Annotated in this window: 17 protein-coding genes; 4 read left to right on the top strand and 13 right to left on the bottom strand. The window is 73.3% G+C overall.

From position 1 onward, the window contains the following. Positions 1-5 precede the first annotated feature (5 nt). Entirely contained in the window at positions 6-485 is a 480-nt protein-coding gene (locus ACGFZF_RS22125; protein ID WP_393556529.1) for a DUF2000 family protein, read from the top strand. A 1-nt stretch (position 486) separates the two neighbouring features. Here ACGFZF_RS22125 and ACGFZF_RS22120 read toward each other — a convergent pair whose 3' ends face one another. From ACGFZF_RS22120 to ACGFZF_RS22085, 8 genes are all read right to left on the bottom strand, one after another. Continuing rightward, positions 487-1,305, bottom strand: coding sequence for an RNA methyltransferase (locus ACGFZF_RS22120; RefSeq protein ID WP_147977151.1), 819 nt, complete (start codon positions 1,303-1,305; stop codon positions 487-489). Positions 1,306-1,359: 54 nt separating this feature from the next. Beyond that, entirely contained in the window at positions 1,360-2,625 is a 1,266-nt protein-coding gene (gene cobA / locus ACGFZF_RS22115; RefSeq protein WP_393556527.1) for a uroporphyrinogen-III C-methyltransferase, read from the bottom strand. 353 nt (positions 2,626-2,978) lie between these two features. Next, positions 2,979-6,383: a nicotinate-nucleotide--dimethylbenzimidazole phosphoribosyltransferase gene (gene cobT / locus ACGFZF_RS22110; RefSeq protein WP_393556525.1), complete on the bottom strand. Its 3,405-nt coding sequence runs from the start codon at positions 6,381-6,383 to the stop codon at positions 2,979-2,981. Positions 6,384-6,689: 306 nt separating this feature from the next. Further along, positions 6,690-7,892 (bottom strand): precorrin-6y C5,15-methyltransferase (decarboxylating) subunit CbiE, encoded by a 1,203-nt coding sequence (gene cbiE / locus ACGFZF_RS22105; RefSeq protein WP_393556523.1) that lies wholly within the window; start codon positions 7,890-7,892, stop codon positions 6,690-6,692. 157 nt (positions 7,893-8,049) lie between these two features. Next, entirely contained in the window at positions 8,050-8,685 is a 636-nt protein-coding gene (locus ACGFZF_RS22100) for a GNAT family N-acetyltransferase (protein WP_393556521.1), read from the bottom strand. A 164-nt stretch (positions 8,686-8,849) separates the two neighbouring features. Then, positions 8,850-9,716, bottom strand: a complete 867-nt coding sequence (locus ACGFZF_RS22095; RefSeq protein WP_393556519.1) for a MetQ/NlpA family ABC transporter substrate-binding protein — start codon at positions 9,714-9,716, stop codon at positions 8,850-8,852. An 84-nt stretch (positions 9,717-9,800) separates the two neighbouring features. After that, positions 9,801-10,469: a methionine ABC transporter permease gene (locus ACGFZF_RS22090; protein WP_147977157.1), complete on the bottom strand. Its 669-nt coding sequence runs from the start codon at positions 10,467-10,469 to the stop codon at positions 9,801-9,803. Next, the gene (locus ACGFZF_RS22085; protein WP_393556516.1) at positions 10,466-11,530 is read right to left on the bottom strand and encodes a methionine ABC transporter ATP-binding protein; all 1,065 of its coding nucleotides are present in this window, start codon (positions 11,528-11,530) and stop codon (positions 10,466-10,468) included. The genes ACGFZF_RS22090 and ACGFZF_RS22085 overlap by 4 nt, the downstream gene beginning before the upstream one ends. Positions 11,531-12,225: 695 nt before the next feature. On the opposite strand from ACGFZF_RS22085, the gene ACGFZF_RS22080 reads away from it, so the two are divergent. Next, entirely contained in the window at positions 12,226-12,588 is a 363-nt protein-coding gene (locus tag ACGFZF_RS22080) for a hypothetical protein (RefSeq protein WP_393556514.1), read from the top strand. Between the two features lies 1 nt (position 12,589). Further along, the gene (locus ACGFZF_RS22075; RefSeq protein WP_393556512.1) at positions 12,590-13,018 is read left to right on the top strand and encodes a hypothetical protein; all 429 of its coding nucleotides are present in this window, start codon (positions 12,590-12,592) and stop codon (positions 13,016-13,018) included. 70 nt (positions 13,019-13,088) lie between these two features. Here ACGFZF_RS22075 and ACGFZF_RS22070 read toward each other — a convergent pair whose 3' ends face one another. The 3 genes from ACGFZF_RS22070 to ACGFZF_RS22060 all read right to left on the bottom strand — a co-directional run bounded on the left by ACGFZF_RS22070 (position 13,089) and on the right by ACGFZF_RS22060 (position 15,490). Beyond that, positions 13,089-13,571 (bottom strand): GNAT family N-acetyltransferase, encoded by a 483-nt coding sequence (locus tag ACGFZF_RS22070; protein ID WP_393556510.1) that lies wholly within the window; start codon positions 13,569-13,571, stop codon positions 13,089-13,091. 37 nt (positions 13,572-13,608) lie between these two features. Continuing rightward, a complete protein-coding gene (locus ACGFZF_RS22065) occupies positions 13,609-14,136 on the bottom strand; it encodes a sigma-70 family RNA polymerase sigma factor (protein ID WP_393556508.1) in 528 nt (175 codons plus the stop codon). 184 nt (positions 14,137-14,320) lie between these two features. Continuing rightward, on the bottom strand, positions 14,321-15,490 hold the full coding sequence (locus ACGFZF_RS22060; protein ID WP_393556506.1) for a glycerophosphodiester phosphodiesterase: 1,170 nt from the start codon (positions 15,488-15,490) through the stop codon (positions 14,321-14,323). A 240-nt stretch (positions 15,491-15,730) separates the two neighbouring features. On the opposite strand from ACGFZF_RS22060, the gene ACGFZF_RS22055 reads away from it, so the two are divergent. Continuing rightward, positions 15,731-16,402, top strand: a complete 672-nt coding sequence (locus tag ACGFZF_RS22055) for a 1-acyl-sn-glycerol-3-phosphate acyltransferase (protein ID WP_147977163.1) — start codon at positions 15,731-15,733, stop codon at positions 16,400-16,402. A 216-nt stretch (positions 16,403-16,618) separates the two neighbouring features. On the opposite strand, the gene ACGFZF_RS22050 is transcribed toward ACGFZF_RS22055, so the two are convergent. Both ACGFZF_RS22050 and ACGFZF_RS22045 read right to left on the bottom strand, forming a co-directional pair. After that, entirely contained in the window at positions 16,619-18,163 is a 1,545-nt protein-coding gene (locus ACGFZF_RS22050; RefSeq protein WP_393556503.1) for an MFS transporter, read from the bottom strand. Next, the gene (locus ACGFZF_RS22045; protein ID WP_393556501.1) at positions 18,160-18,711 is read right to left on the bottom strand and encodes a TetR/AcrR family transcriptional regulator; all 552 of its coding nucleotides are present in this window, start codon (positions 18,709-18,711) and stop codon (positions 18,160-18,162) included. Before ACGFZF_RS22045 ends, ACGFZF_RS22050 begins: the two co-directional genes overlap by 4 nt. Positions 18,712-18,738: the final 27 nt, after the last annotated feature.

The following is an 18,738-nucleotide window of genomic DNA, read 5'->3' as shown; positions in this document are numbered from 1 at the left end:
GAACCATGAGAACGACGGACGAGAACGAAGCGACGGCGACGGCGACGGACCGCACGGCGGGCGGGGGCCCGCCCGTGCGCTTCGAGACCAGGATCGCCGTACTGCTGCGCGAGGACCTGGAGCCCTGGCAGCGGCTGAACGTGACCGCCTTCCTGGTCAGCGGGCTCGGCACGGCGTCGCCCGAGGTGATCGGGGAGCCGTACGAGGACGCCGACGGCACCGCCTACCTGCCGATGTTCCGGCAGCCGGTGCTCGTGTTCGAGGGCACGAAGGAGGTGGTCACCGCCGCGCACGCCCGCGCGCTGTCGCGCGGGCTTCCGGTGGCCGTGTTCACCGCGGACCTGTTCGGCACGGGCAACGACCGGGACAACCGGGCGGCCGTCCGGGCCGTGGGCAGGGGCGCGCTGGACCTGGTGGGGACGGCTGTGTACGGACCGCGCAACGCGGTGGACAAGGTCCTCAAGGGGGCGCGCATGCACCCGTGAGTCAGTCCTGGGGCCGACCGGAGGCGACCGCGTAGAAGGCGACGGCCGCCGCCGCGCCGACGTTGAGGGAGTCGACGCCGTGGGCCATCGGGATGCGGACCCATTCGTCGGCGGCGCGCAGCGCCTGCGCGGACAGGCCGTCGCCCTCGGCGCCGAGCATCAGCGCCGCCCGCTCCAGCCGGTGCGGGGCCGCGACGTCGATCGGGGACGCCTTCTCGTCGGGGGTGAGCGCGAGGAGCTTGAAGCCCGCCTCCCGGACGGCCTCCAGGCCGCGGGGCCAGGTCTCCAGGCGGGCGTACGGGACGGAGAAGACCGCGCCCATGGAGACCTTCACCGAGCGGCGGTACAGCGGGTCGGCGCAGTCCGGGGAGAGCAGCACCGCGTCCATGCCGAGCGCGGCGGCGCTGCGGAAGATGGCGCCGATGTTGGTGTGGTCGTTGACGGACTCCATGACGGCGACCCGGCGTGCCGTGCCGAGGAGTTCCACGGCCGTCGGCAGCGGCTTGCGCTGCATGGAGGCGAGGGCGCCCCGGTGCACGTGGTAGCCGGTGACGCGCTCGGCGAGGTCCGGCTGCACCGCGTACACGGGCGCCGGGACCTCGTCGATGACGTCGCGCATGACGTCGACCCACTTGGCGGAGAGCAGCATCGACCGCATCTCGTAGCCGGCCTGGCGGGCCCGGCGGATGACCTTCTCGCCCTCGGCGATGAACAGCCCCTCGGCGGGCTCGCGTCTGCGGCGGAGCTCCACGTCGGTCAGGCCCGTGTAGTCGCGCAGGCGCGGGTCGTCGGGATCGTCGATGGTGATGAGTTCGGCCACGAGGTGATACTGCCTTGTCCGGGGTGCGGTGCCAATGTGTGGGGCGGGGTTCGGTTACCCCTGGTTACTGTCGGAGGCTCCCGTGGCGAGCTTGCCGGGGCCCTCGCCGACCACGTCTCCGATGACGATCACGGCGGGCGGCCGGACCTCCTGCGCCACGACCGTCTCGGCGACCGTGGCCAGCGTGGCGTCCACCCGGCGCTGGGCGGCCGTGGTGCCCTCCTGGATCAGGGCGAGGGGCGTGCCGGGGTCCTTGCCGTGGGCGACGAGCGCCTCGGCGATCTTCCCGATCTTGTCGACGCCCATGAGGACGACGAGCGTGCCGGTGAGCTTGGCCATCGCGGCCCAGTCGACCAGCGAGCGCGGGTCGTCGGGCGCGACGTGGCCGCTGACCACGGTGAACTCGTGGGCCACGCCGCGGTGGGTGACCGGGATGCCGGCCGCGCCCGGCACGGAGATGGAGCTGGAGATGCCGGGGACGACGGTGCAGGCGATGCCCTCGGCGGCCAGCGCCTGCGCCTCCTCCATGCCGCGGCCGAACACGAAGGGGTCGCCGCCCTTGAGGCGGACGACGGACCTGCCGGCCTTGGCGTGCTCGACGAGCGCGTTGTTGATGGCCTCCTGGGCCATGAACCGGCCGTACGGGATCTTCGCCGCGTCGATGACCTCGACGTGCGGGGGGAGTTCGTTGAGGAGGTCACGCGGGCCGAGCCGGTCGGCGATCACGACGTCCGCCTCGGCGAGCAGCCGGCGCCCGCGGACGGTGATCAGGTCCGGGTCGCCGGGTCCGCCGCCGACCAGTGCGACGAAGGGCGCGCGGGAGCGGTGCTGCGGGGCCGAGATCGAACCGTCCCGCAGTCCCTCGACGATCGCGTCGCGCACGGCGGCGGAACGGCGGGGGTCGTGGCCGGTGAGCACGGCGACGGTCACGCCCTCGCTGCGGCCGGTCGCCGGGGTCCACGCGGTGGCCGCCTCGGCGTCGTCGGAGCGCACGCACCACGTCTTCGTCCGCTCCGCCTCGGCGGAGGCAGCGGCGTTGGCGACCGGGTCGCTGGTCGCGACGAGGGCGTACCAGGCGTCGGCGATGTCGCCGTCCTGGTAGCGGCGCCTGACCCAGGTGATCTCGCCGGCCTCCGCCATGGCCTCGACGGAGGGGGTGGCGGACGGGGAGACCAGGGTGATGTCGGCGCCCGAGGCGATCAGCGTGGGAAGACGGCGCTGGGCCACCTGGCCTCCGCCGAAGACGACGACGCGGCGGCCGGAGAGGCGCAGACCGACGGGGTAGGCGGGGTGCTCGACGTGCTCGGCGTGTTCGGCCATGGGCGTGCGGCTCCTCGGAGGGGCGGGGCGTGTGCGGGGCCGCTGCGGCGGTGAAGCGGCTGGTGGGGGCGGTGGAAGGGCCCGTGCCCACGATATCGGTCACCGGGGGTGGGCAGGCTGTGACCCACGTCCCCTTCCCGGCGGCGGGGCCGGTGGGGCGGTGGGCCGGAGCGGGGAGGTGCGGGCCGGGAGACTCCCGGGCGGTGAGGGCCGGGGGCGCCGCACCCACGGCGGGCGGCCGTGGGCCGCCCCTCCCCCGCGGCAGCAGTCGACCCGGGCCCAGCGGAGTGGGTCCGGGTCGTGCCGGGTCCGGGTCATGTGCGAGCCGGACCCGATGGCCGTGGCGGGCGTCCCTACTTCTCCGTCACGCCTGCGGAGTCGAACGTCGCCACCTCGTGCATCGCGCGGGCCGCGCTCTGCACGATGGGCAGGGCCAGCAGCGCGCCCGTGCCCTCACCGAGCCGCAGGTCGAGGTCGACCAGCGGGCGCAGGCCCAGCTTGTTGAGGGCGGCCACGTGGCCCGGCTCCGCGCTGCGGTGGCCCGCGATGCAGGCCGCCAGGGACTCGGGCGCGATCGCCCGGGCCACCAGAGCGGCCGCCCCCGTCGAGACGCCGTCGAGGACGACCGGCGTGCGCAGCGAGGCCGCGCCCAGGATCAGGCCGACCAGTGCCGCGTGCTCCAGGCCGCCGATCGCCGACAGGACGCCGATCGGGTCCGCCGGGTCCGGCTTGTGGAGGTCGAGCGCACGGCGGACCACGTCCACCTTCCGCGCGTGCATCTCGTCGTTGATGCCGGTGCCGCGACCGGTGACCTCGACCGGGTCGACCCCGGTGTAGACCGAGATCAGCGCGGCGGACGCGGTGGTGTTCGCGATGCCCATCTCACCGGTGAGCAGCGCCTTGTTGCCGGCCGCCACCAGGTCCCGGGCCGTCTCGATGCCCACCTCGATCGCCGCGAGCACCTCCTCGCGGGTCATCGCGAGGCCGGTCGTGAAGTCGCCGGTGCCGGCACGGACCTTGCGGGGCAGCAGCCCCGGCGTCGACGGCAGGTCGGAGGCGACACCGACGTCGACGACGCAGACCTCGGCGCCGACCTGGTTGGCGAAGGCGTTGCAGACCGCTCCGCCGCCGAGGAAGTTCGCGACCATCTGGCCGGTCACCTCCTGGGGCCAGGCGGTGACGCCCTGGGCGTGCACGCCGTGGTCGCCGGCGAAGATCGCGACGGCCGCGGGCTCGGGGATCGGAGGCGGGCACATCCGCGAGAGCCCGGAGAGCTGGGCGGAGATGATCTCCAGCATGCCGAGCGCCCCGGCGGGCTTCGTCATGCGCTTCTGCCGCTCCCACGCCTCGCCGAGCGCCTTGGCGTCGAGCGGGCGGATGTTGGAGATCGTCTCCTGGAGCAGGTCGTGCGGCTCCTCGCCGGGCAGGGCGCGGCGGCCGTACGTCTCCTCGTGGACGACCCAGGACAGCGGGCGGCGCTTGGACCAGCCCGCCTGCATGAGCTCGGGCTCCTCCGGGAACTCGTCGACGTAGCCCACGCACAGGTAGGCGACGACCTCCAGGTGCTCGGGCAGGCCGAGGGCACGCACCATCTCGCGCTCGTCGAAGAAGCTGACCCAGCCGACGCCGAGGCCCTCGGCTCGGGCGGCGAGCCAGAGGTTCTCGACGGCCAGGGCCGAGGAGTACGGCGCCATCTGCGGCTGCGTGTAGCGGCCGAGGGTGTGCCGGCCGCCCCGGGTGGGGTCGGCGGTCACGACGATGTTGACCGGAGTGTCGAGGATGGCCTCGATCTTCAGTTCCTTGAACTGCTTCGCCCGGGCCTTCGGCAGCGACTGGGCGTACGCCTCGCGCTGGCGCTGGGCGAGTTCGTGCATGCTCCGGCGGGTCTCCGCGGAGCGGATGACGACGAAGTCCCAGGGCTGCGAGTGGCCGACGCTGGGGGCCGTGTGGGCGGCCTCCAGGACGCGGAGCAGCACCTCGTGCGGGATCGGGTCGGAGCGGAAGCCGTTGCGGATGTCGCGGCGCTCGCGCATCACGCGGAGCACGGCCTCGCGCTCGGCGTCGTCGTATCCGGGCGCGGGGGCTCCGACGGGCTCGGCCTCCGTCGCCTCGGCGCCGGCGTCGGACGCGGGAACCCCGGCCTGCTCGGCCGGCGCCGCCTGCTCGGTCGGCGCCGCCTGCTCGGCCTCGGCGGCCGGGGCCTCGGCGGTCACGACGACGGCCTCGGGCTCCGGCTCGGGCTCCGGCTCGGCCTCGGCGAGGACCTCCGCCTCGTCCCGCGCCGGCTCCGCCGCCTCGGCGGCCGGCACCGCGGGAGCCTCGGGCTCGACGACCGTGGCCGCCGGCTCGGGGATCACGGCGGGGGCCTCGGGCTGGGCCGGGATCCCGGCGGGAGCCTCGGGCTGCGCGGCGTCCTCGGCGACGGGTGTCTCCTCGGCGACCGGCTCGACGACGTCCTCGGCCGGCGCCTCGGGCTCCGGGCGGACGTCGGCCGCCGCCGGCGCGTCGCCGTCGGCCGCGGGCGCGTCCGCGACGACGTCCTCGGCCTCGACCGGGGACGCCGGAGCGGCGGTGGTGGGGCCGCCGTCGCGCGGGGCGGGAACGGCCGCCGGGGTGTCGGTGACGGGCACCTCCACCGCGGCGGGCACCTCGGCGGCGACGGGCTGCTGCTCCACGGACGGCTCGGCGGCCTGGACCGGCTCGGCCGGGGACCCGGGCCCGGCGGCCTCCGCGACCGGCTCCGCGGCGGCCTCGGCCACCGGGGTCGGCGCGAGGTGCGGGGCGGTCGGGACGGTGCCCTCGACCTGGACGAACTGACCGACCGTTTCTGCGGCGACGGGCTGCCGGACCACGGGTTCCTGGGGCTGCGCGTCCCACGGCACCGCGCCCTGCGGCGCGGACTGCTCCTGGCTGTCCTGCGGGACGTCGAGGTACTCGGGGCCCGTCGTCGGCGGACCCGGTACGCGGGTGGGGACCGGACCGGTCGCGGTGACGGCGACCGGGGCCGCGACGGGCGCGGGCACCGACGCGGCCGGACCGCGGTCGGCCAGCGAGCGCACGACGCCCCCGGTGCTCTCCGGAGCGATCGGGCCGAGGTGCAGCGGCCGGCGCGCGGGCGGCGGCGTCACGGACGCGGCGAGCGGCGTGACACGGAGGCCGCCGAGGTCCACCGAGCCGGAGTCGCGGCCGGCGGCCTCGTGGGCGCCGGTGTCCAGGATCCCGGGCTCGTATCCGTGGTCGGTGACGACCTGCTCCTGCGGCGCCGCGGGGACGCCGTGGGCGGGGGTGGACGGGCCGGCGTCGGCCACCGGAACGCCGTGGGCGGGGGTGGACAGGACCGGCTCGCCCATCGGGATCCCGTGGGCGGGGGTCAAGAGGTGACCGGCCGGCACACCGTGCGGCGGGGTCCCCGGGGACGTCTGCGTGGCCTGGCCCATAGGAGCCTGGGCGGCGGCCAGCGCGTCGGCGAGCGGGCCCGCCAGCGGGTCGGTGAGCGGGTCGACCATGGGCGGCACCTGTCCGGGCACCATGCCCTGCACGGGGGCGTGCACGGCTACCGGCGGTGCGGGCACGACACCCGGCTGGTGCTCGCTCCAGGCGCCCTGGGCGCCCGGCATGAGAAGAAGGTCGTCGTCCTCGGCTGCGTTCTCGGAGGGGTCCAGGTAGGTGTACGCGCCCGGAGCGGGGATGCCCGGCTGCTCGACCATGCCTGCGTTCTCCGGCAGCCCCTCGCCCGGGACCTGGCCGGTGTCCGTCATGCGTACCCCTCGCCCATCGGTTGTGCTCCTTCAGACCTTCGCCCGTCAACAAGAACGAGCGTGCGCGCCGTGCGGCACGAATGACGCGCCGGCACCCCAAGCATTGTCGCGGCCTTCCGCCATCGTGGCAGGCCGATCCGCCTCGGTGCGCTGTGGACTGCGCCACGTCGCGCGTCCCCCCGCTGCTCCGCACCACATTCGCGACCGAATGCGGTCACTACTTCCCGACATTGACGAACAAAACGCCGAACGTCCCGGTGCGGTACAACAATCGGCCAGCCTACCTGGCCCTGCGAGGCCGTTCGGTCACGGGGCGCGGTCGATCCTGCGGCCGCTGAGCAGGAAGACCACGGAGCGTTCGCGCTCGGTCCAGACCTCGGGATCGAGCCCGACGGTCTGGAGCAGGACGCACTCGACGTCGTATCCGCCGGCCCCCAGTGCCGCGCCCACCGCCTCGGCCTCGTCCCGGGTGGAGGCGTGGACGACGATGCGCTCGGGCCGCCGGGCGGTGCAGGCCGTGACGACGGGGACCGAGCCGCCGCCGATCCGTACGACATCGGGTTCGGGAAGCCGTTCGAGGACGTGCGGGGCGCGACCGGGCACGGTCTGCAGCCGGACGCCGGCCCGCTGGGCCGCGGCCTCGGTCCGTGCGCAGGCGGCCGGGTCGGCGTCGACGGCGATGACGGCGGCGCCGAAGCGGGCGGCGTCGACGGCGAAGGCGCCGCCGCCGCAGCCGATGTCCCAGACCAGGTCGCCGACCCGGGGGCCGAGGCGGGCCAGCTGGGCGGCGCGCAGCGCGGGGCCGTCGCCCCGGCCGGGGTCGTCCTCCTCCACGGGCAGCGCCCAGCCGCGTTCGGCCGGGGTCTCGTGGCCCATCAGCCAGCCGCCGCCCTGGCCGCCGGTCGTGGTGCCGCCGATGACGATGACGACGTTCGGGTCGCGCCAGACGTGGTCGGCGGCCTTGTCGGAGGTGAGCACGGTGACCTGTTCGCGGTCGGTGCCGAGCGCCTCGCAGATGACGAAGGTGCGGTGGACGCCGTCGAGGAGGAGGGCGAGTTCCGCGGGCCCGGCTCCGGGGGACGTCAGGACGGCGACCTTGGGATGGGCGCGGCAGACGTTGACGGCCCGGCGCAGGTCCCGCTGGTGGGCGACGACGATCCGGGCGTCGTCCCAGGGCATGCCGGCGCGGGCGAAGGCGGCGGCGACGGAGGAGACGGCGGGGACGACCTCGACCTCCAGGCCGTGCTCACGGGCGCGCAGGGTGCGGACGACGCCGAAGAAGCCGGGGTCGCCGTCGGCGAGGACCACTGCGGTGCCGCGGTGGCCCGCGATCCGGCGGGCGGCGAGGTCGACGCTGCCGAGGCGGATGCGCTCCGCGCCGGGCGGCACCTCGGGCAGGGTGAGGTGGTGACCCGCTCCGGCCACCAGCGTGGCGGCGGAGAGCGCGGACCGGGCCGCCGCGGTGAGGGGCGAACCGTCCCAGCCGATCACCGTGACCCGATCGGCCATCGTCGCGTGTCTCCTGAGGTATGTCGTTGCAGGTCGGGGGCGTGCCGAGCGTACCTGGGAGGGTCGCTCGCGGGGCCGGCGGGGGATGCTCCGTCGCGGGCTCGCGGGTGCGTCGGGATCCGTCGGCGCGGCGGCCCGGAGAGGCCCGTGCCGGGGGTCAGCTCCAGTCGGTGTAGGAGGAGTATCCGGCCTCGGCCATCTGGTCGGCCACCCCTTCGAGGTCCTCGGGGAGCAGGCTCCAGACGATGAGGTCGGTCCGCATGTCGGTCCATTCCCCGGACTCGGTCTGGGTACGCGCTATCCACGCGTTGCGCAGGACGCCTTCGCTGATGCAGCCGATCTTCTGCGCCACCTGCTGGGCCGCGGTGTTGTCGGCGGGGGTGCGCAGCTCCATGCGCTCGAACTTCCGGTCGCGGAAGAGCCATTGGGCGACGGCGAGCACGGATTCGGTGGCGTAGCCCTCGCCGCGGGCCCACGGTGCGGTCACGTAGGACACCTCGGTGGCGAGCGTGCGCCAGTGCGTGCCGCGCAACCGGATGGTGCCCACGAGGCGTTGGGTGAGGAACTCGGTGACGGCCAGCACGATGCCGCGGCCCTCGACCCGTTCCGCAGGAGCGATCCTGCGCACCCAGTCCTCGGCGTGCGAGCGGGTGTAAGGGTGTGTCACCGAGGTCCAGGCGGTGACGAGTTCGTCGTTCATCATCTCCACGAAGGCGGGGATGTCGGCCTCTTCGTACGGGCGCAGCACCAACCGATCCGTGTTGATGGAGATGTCCGGAAAGGTGGTAGTCATGCTCAGCTCCATGCCGTGGACCGTCCGAATCGACCGTGAACGCACAGCATGCAGCATGCATCACCGTCACGCATGGCCGGGGCCACCGCGCGACGGGGGCGACGAAGGCCCCGCGCACCGGACGGGATGCGGGGGCCTTCGTCACAAGAACTCTACTGCGGGCCTTACTTGGCGACGGCGCCGAAGGCCGGGATGACCGCACCGTTCTTGTAGGTGTCCTCGATGTACTTCTTCACCTCGGGCGAGTTGAGGAGCTTGGCGAGCTTCTGCACGCGGGCGTCCTTCTCGCTGCCCTCCTTGACGGCGAGGAAGTTGGCGTAGGGGTTGCCCTCCGCCTTCTCCAGGACCAGGGAGTCGGTGGCCGGGTTGAGCTTGGCCTCGATGGCGTAGTTGCCGTTGACGACCGCGGCGTCCACGTCGTTCAGGGCGCGGGGCACGGTGGCGGCCTCCAGCTCCTTGAACTCCAGGCCCTTCTTGTCCGTGATGTCGGACAGCTTGCCGTTCGAACCGACGCCGTCCTTCAGGGTGATGAGCCCGTTGTCGGCGAGCAGCTTGAGCGCGCGGCCGCCGTTGGTGGTGTCGTTCGGGACGGCGATCGTCTGGCCGGCCTTGATGTCCTTGAGGTCCTTGACCTTCTTGGAGTACAGGCCGAGCGGCTCCAGGTGGACGTTGACCACCGGGACGATGTGGGTCTTGTTCTTCGCGTTGAAGTCGTCGAGGTAGGGCTTGTGCTGGAAGAAGTTGGCGTCGACCTGGCCGGACTCGGTGGCGGTGTTCGGCAGGACGTAGTCCGTGAACTCCTTCACCTCCAGCTTCAGGCCCTCCTTCGCGGCCAGCTTGTCCTTGACGAAGTTGAGGATGTCGGCGTGGGGCGTCGGGGACGCGGCGACGACGAGCGGCTTCGAGGCGTCGCCGGAGCCGGCCGCGTCCTTGGAGGAGGACGGGTCGGACGAGGTGCCGCAGGCGGTGAGACCCAGGGCGACGGCGGCGGTGGCGGCGAAACCGGCGGTGAGCTTGATGTTCTTGCGCACGAAGAGTGCCTCTTTCCGGTGGTGCGGTGGACGCCTGGACAACAAGTCCGGGCTGCTGTTCTTCGAATGACGAAGTCGGTGGGGTTACGCGGTGCGTCCGCGGCGGGCGAGGAGCCGGACGGCCAGGTCGCCGATGAGCTGGACGACGGTGACGATCGCGATCAGGACGACGACGGTGACCAGCATGAACTGGGTGTCGAAGCGCTGGTATCCGTAGGTGATGGCCTTGGATCCGAGCCCTTCGCCGCCGACCGCGCCGGCCATCGCGGAGTAGCCGACGAGGACGATCACGGTGGTGGTGACGCCGGAGACCAGCGAGGGCAGCGCCTGCGGCAGCAGCACCTTGCGGATGATCGTGGGCACGGAGCCGCCCATGGACTGGACGGCCTCGACCAGCCCGTGGTCGACCTCGCGGACGGACGTCTCGACCAGGCGCGCGAAGAAGGGGATGGCGCCGATGGCGAGCGGGACGATCATGGCGGTGGGGCCGATGAAGGTGCCGACCACGAACGTGGTGAAGGGGATCAGGGCGATCAGCAGGATGATGAACGGCAGCGAGCGGCCTATGTTCACGATCACGCCGACGACCTTGTTGACCACGGTGTTCTGCAGCAGGCCGCCCTTGTCCGTGAGGACGAGGAGGATGCCGAGCGGCAGGCCGCCGGCGACGGTGACCGCCGTGGCCCACAGGACCATGTAGAGGGTGTCGACGGTGCCCTGCTCCAGCAGGGGCTGCATCTCGGACCAGGTCACTTGGCACCTTCCTTGACGAGGGTCTGGGCGGGGAGGACGGAGGGCGCGGACACGACGTCCTCGTCGACGACGTCGACCTGGAGGCCCTGCTCGCGCAGGAAGCCGACGGGGACGACGTTCTCCTCGTACCGTCCGGGGAGCTCGATCCGCATCCGGCCGATCTGCCGGCCGCCGACCGTGTCCATCGCCGCCCCGAGGATCGAGATGTCGATGTTGTAGGTCCGGGACAGCTGGGAGATCACGGGCTGGGTGGCGGCCTCGCCGTGGAAGGTGACGTCGATGACCGTGCGGTCGGGGCCGGTGGCGGCGCCGCTGACCGGGAACAGCTCGGCCGCCAGCTGGGAGCCGGGGGTGGCGAGCAGTTCGCTGACGGTGCCGGACTCGACGATCCGGCCCTTCTGCATGAGCGCGGCCGAGTCGCAGATCGACTTGACGACGTCCATCTCGTGCGTGATGAGGAGGACGGTCAGGCCGAGCTGGCGGTTGAGGTCGCGCAGCAGCTGGAGGATGGAGCGGGTGGTCTCCGGGTCGAGCGCGCTGGTGGCCTCGTCGGAGAGCAGCACCTTGGGCTCGCCGGCCAGGGCGCGGGCGATGCCGACGCGCTGCTTCTGGCCTCCGGAGAGCTGGCCGGGGTACGCCTTGGCCTTGTCGGCGAGGCCGACGAGGTCGAGCAGTTCCAGTGCGCGGCGGCCGCGCTCGGCGCCGGGGACGCCGAGGATCTCCAGCGGCAGCTCGATGTTGTCCTTCACGGTGCGCGAGGACAGCAGGTTGAAGTGCTGGAAGACCATGCCGATGCTGCTGCGCGCCCGGCGCAGGTCCTTGCCGGCGCGGCGGCCGCGGGCGGCCAGCGCGGTGAGGTCGACGCCGTCGACCGTCACGGTGCCGGAGGTGGGGCGCTCCAGGAGGTTGACGCAGCGGATGAGCGAGGACTTGCCGGCGCCGCTCTGGCCGATCACGCCGAACACCTCGCCCTCACGGACGTGGAGGTCGACGCCGTCCAGAGCGGTGACCTGGCGGCCTCGCGACTCGTAGACCTTGGTCAGGCCCGAAGTGGTGATCACAGGGGTTTCCGTCACTGTCGAGTGCGCGGCGCGGGGTCCGCCGGGCACGGGGCATCGTCATTCGGACAGTCAGGCGCAGATCGGCCGGCTCGGTGGGTGACCGTGAGCAGCGCGTGCGCGGGGCAGGCACGGTCCGACACCGGGCGGGTGCGGATCGGCGCGGCCGTCAGGGTCTCGCTTCGGGGCGCGAGACTCGGGCGGGGGCCCTCAGAAGGCGCACATTCGACACATACAACGAGCACCGGGCGTCGTGATCGCCTCGGTCGCAAGGGTGCGGCTGCTCGTCGTGGTCATGGCTGCAAGTAAAGCACGCACCTGACAGGGCGGAACGGGGGTGTCCGAATAGCGGACATGGCTGAGACAGTATGCGGACAGCCGGGCGCCGGCACCCGTCCGCCGTCTCCCCCGCTCCCCCGTGTGTGGCCTGCGCCGACGCGGCCGCGGGGCGCGCGGTCGCACGGGGCGGGACGCCCGGCCGTGGGCGTGGGTCTGTGGTCAAGGCCACGGCCGGGCGGTCGGCGGGGGCTTCACGGACTTCCGCGGCCGGAGGCGGCGAGTGCCGGCGTACGTGCCCCGCTGTCCCCCGAGCCCGGGCGCGCGGCCCGCGGGTGCGGTGGACGGGCCCGCTCCGGACCGGCTCCGGGTCGGTGGGGGCGCGCGCACCGGGCCTATCGGCCCGTAATACCCTCGGGCGCATGCTTGACGCCCTGACGGTCGCGGTCTCGGTGGCCGCGCTCGCGCTCGCCGCCTGGTGCGGCTTCGCCTTCACCCGGGACCAGCCGACCAAGGACTGGCACTTCATCGGCATGGCCGTGGTGACCGTGCTCGCCCTGGTCCAGCTGGTCATCGGCATCGTGCAGCTGACACGCGGCGGGACGGCCGAGGAGGGCACGACGATCTTCATCGCGTACCTGCTGGGCGCCCTGTGCGCGGTGCCCGCGGCCGGCTTCATGTCGCTGGCGGAGCGGAGCCGGTGGGGCTCGGCGACCGTCGCGGCCGGCGCCGTCGTGCTGGCCGTGCTCGAAGTGCGTCTCCACGACATCTGGACGGTGGGCTGAGATGACCGCGACGGACGAGAGCACCGGCCGCGCGCCCGGCACGCGGCTGGTGCAGGGCCCCGGGATGCTGCTGGTCTGGCTCTACGGCGTGATGTCGGTCGGCGCGGTCTCGCGCTCGATCTACCAGATCGCGACCGAGTTCGACCGGGCCCCGCTGGCGTACGGCCTGTCGGCGGTGGCGGCCGTCGTCTACGCCTTCATCACCTACACGCTGGTACGGGGCGGCGAGACCGCCCGCAGGGCGGCGCTGCTGTGCTGCGCCGCCGAACTGGTGGGCGTGCTGACCGTGGGCACCTGGACGCTGGCCGATCCGTCGGCGTTCCCGGACGCCACCGTCTGGTCCGACTACGGGTACGGCTACCTCTTCATCCCGGTGCTGCTGCCGGTGACCGGGATCTGGTGGCTGCGCCGCTCGCGCGAGACCGCCTGACCGGGGGTACGACCCCGAGTACCGACCCGCGCCCCTCACGGCGCGGGTCGCTCCGTTTCCGGCGGAGGGATCAGGCGGCCTTCTCCAGGGTCACGAGCGTGAGCCGCGGGCCGACCTCCTTCGTGGACACCTGCTCGTAGCCCCGGCTGCGGTAGAGCCGGAGGTTGCCGTCGCTGCGGTGACCGGTGAAGAGGCGGAAGCGCTTGGCGGTCGGGGCCGGGTCGTGGGCGAAGTGCCCCTCGATGGCGTCGAGCAGGCGTCCGCCGAGGCCGTGGCGCCGCATCCGGGGATGGACGATCAGCTTCGCGATCCGTACCGTGCCGGCCTCGTCGACCCGCCCGCGCACGGAGGCCACCACCTCGTCCCCGAGGCGGGCCACGAGCGCGTGGCCTTCGGCGATCTCGGCCTTGAGCGAGTCCAGGGACTGGGTGAGGGGCTCGATCGAGTAGTCCCCGTAGAGCTCGGCTTCGCTCTGGTAACAGAGGTACTGCAGCTTGAGTATGTGCTCCGCGTCCTGTGCGTCCGCCGCTGAGATGGTCACGCTCATGCCCATGTGCGCATGCCTCCCGCTCACCTGTCCGCCGATCGGTCTACCGCACCCTTCCCCGCGGGTGGGGAGCGGGAACCTCTGCCGCGAGCATTCTGCGCAGGCATCCCAGGCAACGGGAACGCATCGGCCCCAGACTGCCCTGTGAGATACCCAACTCCCCTGCGATTTCCCGGTAGGTGGGGTCGGCGGGGTCGAGCATCGCGGCCAGCAGGCGGGGGCAGCGGCCCGGAGTGCGGCGGACGGCGGCACGCACGACGCGGCGGCGTTCGGAGACCAGCGCGGAGCTCTCGGGCGACGCGTCGGGCTCGGCCGCCCCCTCCTCCTCGCGGTAGGGGAGTTCGCGCAGTGCCGCCCGCCTGGCCCGGCGGGCCTCGGCGCGCACGGCCCGCCGCAGCCAGTCCGCGGGGCGGCTGGGAGCGTCGTCGGCCCGGAGTCGTTCCAGGAGCCTGAGCCAGACGGCCTGTTCGAGGTCTCCCGCGTCGACCCCGGCGGCCGGGGCCTCGGCGCGGGACTCCGCGGCGAGCAGCGGGGCGAGGGTGCGCAGGAGGTGGGGTTCGGGGTGGGTCATGACGGGCACGACGGGCGGTGGCCCCGGACGGTTGCGCGCCGGCGCCCGAACCACCCGGTCGGGTGTCCGTCCCCGCCGGGCCGTGACCCGCCCGCGGGGGCGCCGTCCCCGCCGGCCCGTCCTCGGAGGAGGCCCTGGAGGCGGACCTGCCCGGAGCGGACGGCCCCGGCGGGGACGGCAGGGGTCACCGTGCCCGGAAGTCGGCCGCCGCGAGCAGGGCGGTGTCCGGGTTGTCGGCGAAGATCCCGTCGATGCCCGTCGCCAGATAGGTCCGCAGCGCGCCGAAGGCGTCTCCGTACGCCGTCGGGTCGGTGCCGCGACGGAAGTCGGCGGGCAGGAAGCTGTTCTCGTTGCGGTGGGTGTACGGGTGGAGGATCAGCCCCGCCGCGTGGGCGTCGCGCACCAGCGTGGTGGGGGTGCCGAGCCGGCCCGACGCGTCCCGGGGGATGACCAGGTCCAGGGTGGGGCCGATGCCCTGTGCGTAGGAGGAGAGGCCCCGCAGGCCCTCCGGGGTGATCAGGTCGGCGACCGTGCGCGGGTCGCCGGCCTGGACGAAGTCCCAGGGGCGGGTGGTCGCTCCCGACAGCAGGACCACGCGCGGCGAGTGCACCAGCCCGGCCAGGCGCTCGATGCTGGTGGGCTCGAAGGACTGGAGGAAGACCGGGGAGTCGGCGCGGTGGCGTCCGTGGCGGCGCAGCAGTTTCGCCAGCCGCTCCTCCAGGCCCAGTCCGAGCGCGCGGAAGTACGTGGGGTGCTTGGTCTCGACGTGCAGCCAGACCTCGCGGCCGCGGCGGCGGCCCTCCCGGTCCGCCCATTCCAGGACCTCCTCGAAGCTCGGGATCCGCCAGCGGCCGTCGTAGAGGGTGTTCTCCTGGCGGGTGCCGGGGATCCGCTCCTTCGCGCGCAGGGTCCTGAGCTCGGCGAGGGTGAAGTCCTCGGTGAACCAGCCGGTGAGGGACACCCCGTCCACCGACTTGGTGGTCCTGCGGGAGGCGAACTCGGGGTGGTCGGCGACGTCGGTCGTGCCGGTGATGTCGTTCTCGTGACGGCAGACCAGATGGCCGTCCCTGGTGGGCACCAGATCCTGTTCGATCACGTCGGCGCCGAGGTCGAGGGCGAGCTGGTAGGAGCCGAGGGTGTGTTCGGGGCGGTAGCCGCTGGCGCCGCGGTGGGCGATGACGGTCGGGACGGGGAGGGAGCGGAACCCGCGGCCCTTGCCGGACGGAGCCCCGTCGGCGGACCCGGCGGCCTGTGCCGGGGCCGCGGGCAGCGCCGTCGAGGCGCCGAGCACGGCCGCGCCGGCCGCTCCGAGAACCGTCCGCCGGGCCGGAGTCCGGCGCGCACCCTGTGTCATGAAAGCTCCTCCGATGTGATGTCCCGCACCTGCCGACGGGTGCTCCGACCGTAGGCAGTCACCCCTTACCTGCGGCAGACGCTGGTCGAACATGGCGAAAACTCACGTCAACACTGCGTATCCACTCGGTGAACCCGATGTGCGCACGACGGTGACCCGCGAGTATCGTCCTCACCTGCACCGTCACCCCGCCCGCTCGGCCCCGCTCAGGCTTCGACCGCCTCGACACCGGAGGAACCGTTGTCCCGTCTCGCGCTCATCAAGGCTGTGCTCGGACCGATTCTGCGCCTGATGTTCCGCCCACGCGTGGAGGGCGTCGAGAACATCCCGGGAACGGGTCCGGTCATCCTGGCGGGCAACCACCTCACCTTCATCGACTCGATGATCATGCCGATCTGCACGGACCGCCCGGTCTTCTTCATCGGCAAGGACGAGTACGTGACGGGCAAGGGCTTCAAGGGCCGGCTGATGGCCTGGTTCTTCACCAGCGTCGGCATGATCCCGGTGGACCGCGACGGCGGCCGGGGCGGCGTCGCGGCGCTGATGACGGGTCGCCGGGTGCTGGAGGAGGGCAAGATCTTCTCCATCTACCCGGAGGGCACCCGCTCCCCCGACGGCCGGCTGTACCGGGGCCGCACCGGCATCGCGCGTCTGACACTGATGACCGGCGCGCCGGTCGTGCCGTTCGCGATGATCGGCACGGACAAGATCCAGCCCGGTGGCGCGGGGCTGCCGCGGCCGGGCCGGGTGACCGTCCGGTTCGGTGAGCCGATGGAGTTCTCCCGCTACGACGGCATGGACCGGGACCGCTACGTACTGCGGGCCGTGACGGACTCGGTGATGGCCGAGGTCATGCGGCTGTCCGGCCAGGAGTACGTGGACATGTACGCCACGAAGGCGAAGGCGGCCTGACCGCCGGCCAGGACGGACCCCGGGGGGGGGGGCCCCCCCCGGGGGCCCCCCCCCCCCCGGGGGGGGGGGGCCGGGGGGGGGGGGGGGCGGGGGGGCGGGCGGCGGGGGCGGGCGCCCCCCCCCCCCCCGCGGGGGGGGGCGCCCCCGGGGGGGCCGCGGGGGGCGGGGGGGGGGCCCCCCCCCGGGGCCCCCCCGCCCCCGGGGCGTCAGGGCCCGTCAGTGTTCGAGGCCCTCTTCCAGCTTCTGGCCCTTGAGCAGGAACCAGGCCGCGACCGCGGTCGCCAGCAGGACCGCGGCGCCGACGCCGGACGCGATGCGCAGACCGTCGACGAAGGACTCCTGTGCCGCGGAGACCAGTGCGGCAGCCGTGTCCGGGGCGAGGCCGGCGGAGGCCTCGACGGCGCCGCCGAGCGACTCGTGGGCCGCCGCCGCGGTGTCCGCGGGAATGCCCGCCGGGGCGGTGAAGCCCTGGTAGACGCCGGTCACGATGGAGCCGAGGAGCGCGATGCCGAGGGCCGCGCCCAGTTCGTACGCGGTCTCGGAGACCGCGGAGGCCGAACCGGCCTGCTCCTTGGGCACGCTGGAGAGGATCACGTCGGCGGTGACGGTGAAGGAGAAGCCCGCGCCGAGACCGACGACCAGCAGGGCCGCGCCGAGCAGCGGATACCCGGTCTCCCTATGGACCAGGGTGATGACCGCGAGGGCCAGACCGATGGCACCGAGACCGCCGGCCACGACGGTGCGGACCGAGTAGCGCCGGGCGTACCGGCCCGCGATCAGACCGGTCACCACCGCGCCGATCGCGGCGGGCAGTTCGGCCAGGCCGGCCTCCAGCGGCTCACGCCCCTGGACGAGCTGGAGGAACTGGGAGAGGAAGAAGACCAGTCCGGACAGTCCGAAGACGGTCAGCAGGTCGGCCAGGACCGCGCCGGAGAAACCCCGGTGCTTGAAGAGCCGCATGTCGAGCAGCGGCGAGGCGAGCGCGTACTGCCGCCGGACGAAGGCGTGGAGGCAGGCGGCGCCGATGACGGCGGCGGCCGCGACCTCCCAGGTCATGCCGTGCGAGGCGACCTCCTTGATCGCGTACACGACACCGATGACACCGACCAGGGAGAGGCCGACGCTGATCAGGTCCCAGGGGCCGGCGACCGGGTTCCTGGACTCGGGCAGCAGCTTGATGCCGACGAGCACCAGGACCGCCATGACCGGCAGGTTGATGAGGAAGACCGAGCCCCAGTAGAAGTGCTGGAGCAGGGCGCCGCCGACGACGGGGCCGATGGCCGCGCCGGCCGAGGCCGTGGCACCCCAGATGCCGATGGCGAGGCTGCGCTCCTTGGGGTCGTGGAAGATGTTGCGGATCAGGGCCAGGGTCGACGGCATCAGGGTCGCGCCGGCGACGCCGAGCAGTGCCCGGGCCACGATCATCATCTCGGGACTGGTGGCGTAGGCGTTGAGGACGGAGACGGCGCCGAAGGCGGTCGCGCCGGTCAGCAGCAGCTTCTTGCGGCCGATGCGGTCGCCGAGCGAGCCCATGGAGACCAGCAGACCGGCGATGACGAAGGAGTAGATGTCGCCGATCCAGAGCAGCTGGGTGCCGGACGGCTTCAGGTCCTCGCTGAGCGCGGGGGTCGCCAGACCGAGTACGGTGGCGTCCACCGCGACCAGCAGGACGGCCAGGACGAGGACCGAGAGCGCGAGCCAGCGGCCGGGGCTCTTCACCTCCGTCCCCGTCGTCGGGCTCGTCAGCTGGGTCCTGCTCATCTCTCCACGCTCTTTCGTGCGCCACCGAGCAGCAGCTCGGTGATCATGTATTGGAAGTCCTTGGCGGCGACCCGTCCGTCCATCACGGACCAGGCGCAGGTGCCGATGAGGCCGTAGAGGGCCTCGGTGAGCCAGGCGGGCGTCAGGTCGATCCGGAAGGTGCCCTCCTCCTGGCCGCGCCGGAAGAGCGCGCTGACCCGGGCGTCGAGCCTGGCCCATCCCTCGTTGACCTGGTCGCCCTCGAAGAGCTGGTTCTCCGTGACGAGGAAGGCCAGCAACTGCGCGCAGGGCTCGGCCCGGGCGACGAGTCGCCGTACCGCCTCGTCGGCGGGCCCCTCGTCGAGGTCCGCCGCGTCGAGCGCGGCCTCGAACTCCTCGATGCCCAGCTCCTCCAGCGCCCTGACCAGCGCGTCCCGCCCGGCGAAGTGCCGGTGCAGGGTGGCGCGGCCGATGCCGGCGGCCCGGGCGACCTCGTCCATGGTGGCGGTCGATTTCCGGGCGAGCAGCGCGGCGGCGGCGCGGAGCATCTGGGTGCGGTCCACTGACATGAGACGACCATACACCGAATGAGACAT

The sequence above is a fragment of the Streptomyces sp. NPDC048338 genome, assembly GCF_043201055.1.
Taxonomy (GTDB): Bacteria; Actinomycetota; Actinomycetes; order Streptomycetales; family Streptomycetaceae; genus Streptomyces.
The sequence above is the reverse complement of the archived record's forward strand: the minus strand, read 5'-3'. Positions and strand labels throughout refer to the sequence as shown.

Excerpts from the sequence above, each read along its gene's own strand:
- ACGFZF_RS22125 (WP_393556529.1), top strand. The coding sequence starts at position 6 with ATGAGAACGACGGACGAGAACGAAGCGACGGCGACGGCGACGGACCGC.
- cobA (WP_393556527.1), bottom strand. The coding sequence starts at position 2,625 with ATGGCCGAACACGCCGAGCACGTCGAGCACCCCGCCTACCCCGTCGGT.
- cobT (WP_393556525.1), bottom strand. The coding sequence starts at position 6,383 with ATGACGGACACCGGCCAGGTCCCGGGCGAGGGGCTGCCGGAGAACGCA.
- cbiE (WP_393556523.1), bottom strand. The coding sequence starts at position 7,892 with ATGGCCGATCGGGTCACGGTGATCGGCTGGGACGGTTCGCCCCTCACC.
- ACGFZF_RS22100 (WP_393556521.1), bottom strand. The coding sequence starts at position 8,685 with ATGACTACCACCTTTCCGGACATCTCCATCAACACGGATCGGTTGGTG.
- ACGFZF_RS22080 (WP_393556514.1), top strand. The coding sequence starts at position 12,226 with ATGCTTGACGCCCTGACGGTCGCGGTCTCGGTGGCCGCGCTCGCGCTC.
- ACGFZF_RS22075 (WP_393556512.1), top strand. The coding sequence starts at position 12,590 with ATGACCGCGACGGACGAGAGCACCGGCCGCGCGCCCGGCACGCGGCTG.
- ACGFZF_RS22070 (WP_393556510.1), bottom strand. The coding sequence starts at position 13,571 with ATGGGCATGAGCGTGACCATCTCAGCGGCGGACGCACAGGACGCGGAG.
- ACGFZF_RS22065 (WP_393556508.1), bottom strand. The coding sequence starts at position 14,136 with ATGACCCACCCCGAACCCCACCTCCTGCGCACCCTCGCCCCGCTGCTC.
- ACGFZF_RS22060 (WP_393556506.1), bottom strand. The coding sequence starts at position 15,490 with ATGACACAGGGTGCGCGCCGGACTCCGGCCCGGCGGACGGTTCTCGGA.
- ACGFZF_RS22050 (WP_393556503.1), bottom strand. The coding sequence starts at position 18,163 with ATGAGCAGGACCCAGCTGACGAGCCCGACGACGGGGACGGAGGTGAAG.
- ACGFZF_RS22045 (WP_393556501.1), bottom strand. The coding sequence starts at position 18,711 with ATGTCAGTGGACCGCACCCAGATGCTCCGCGCCGCCGCCGCGCTGCTC.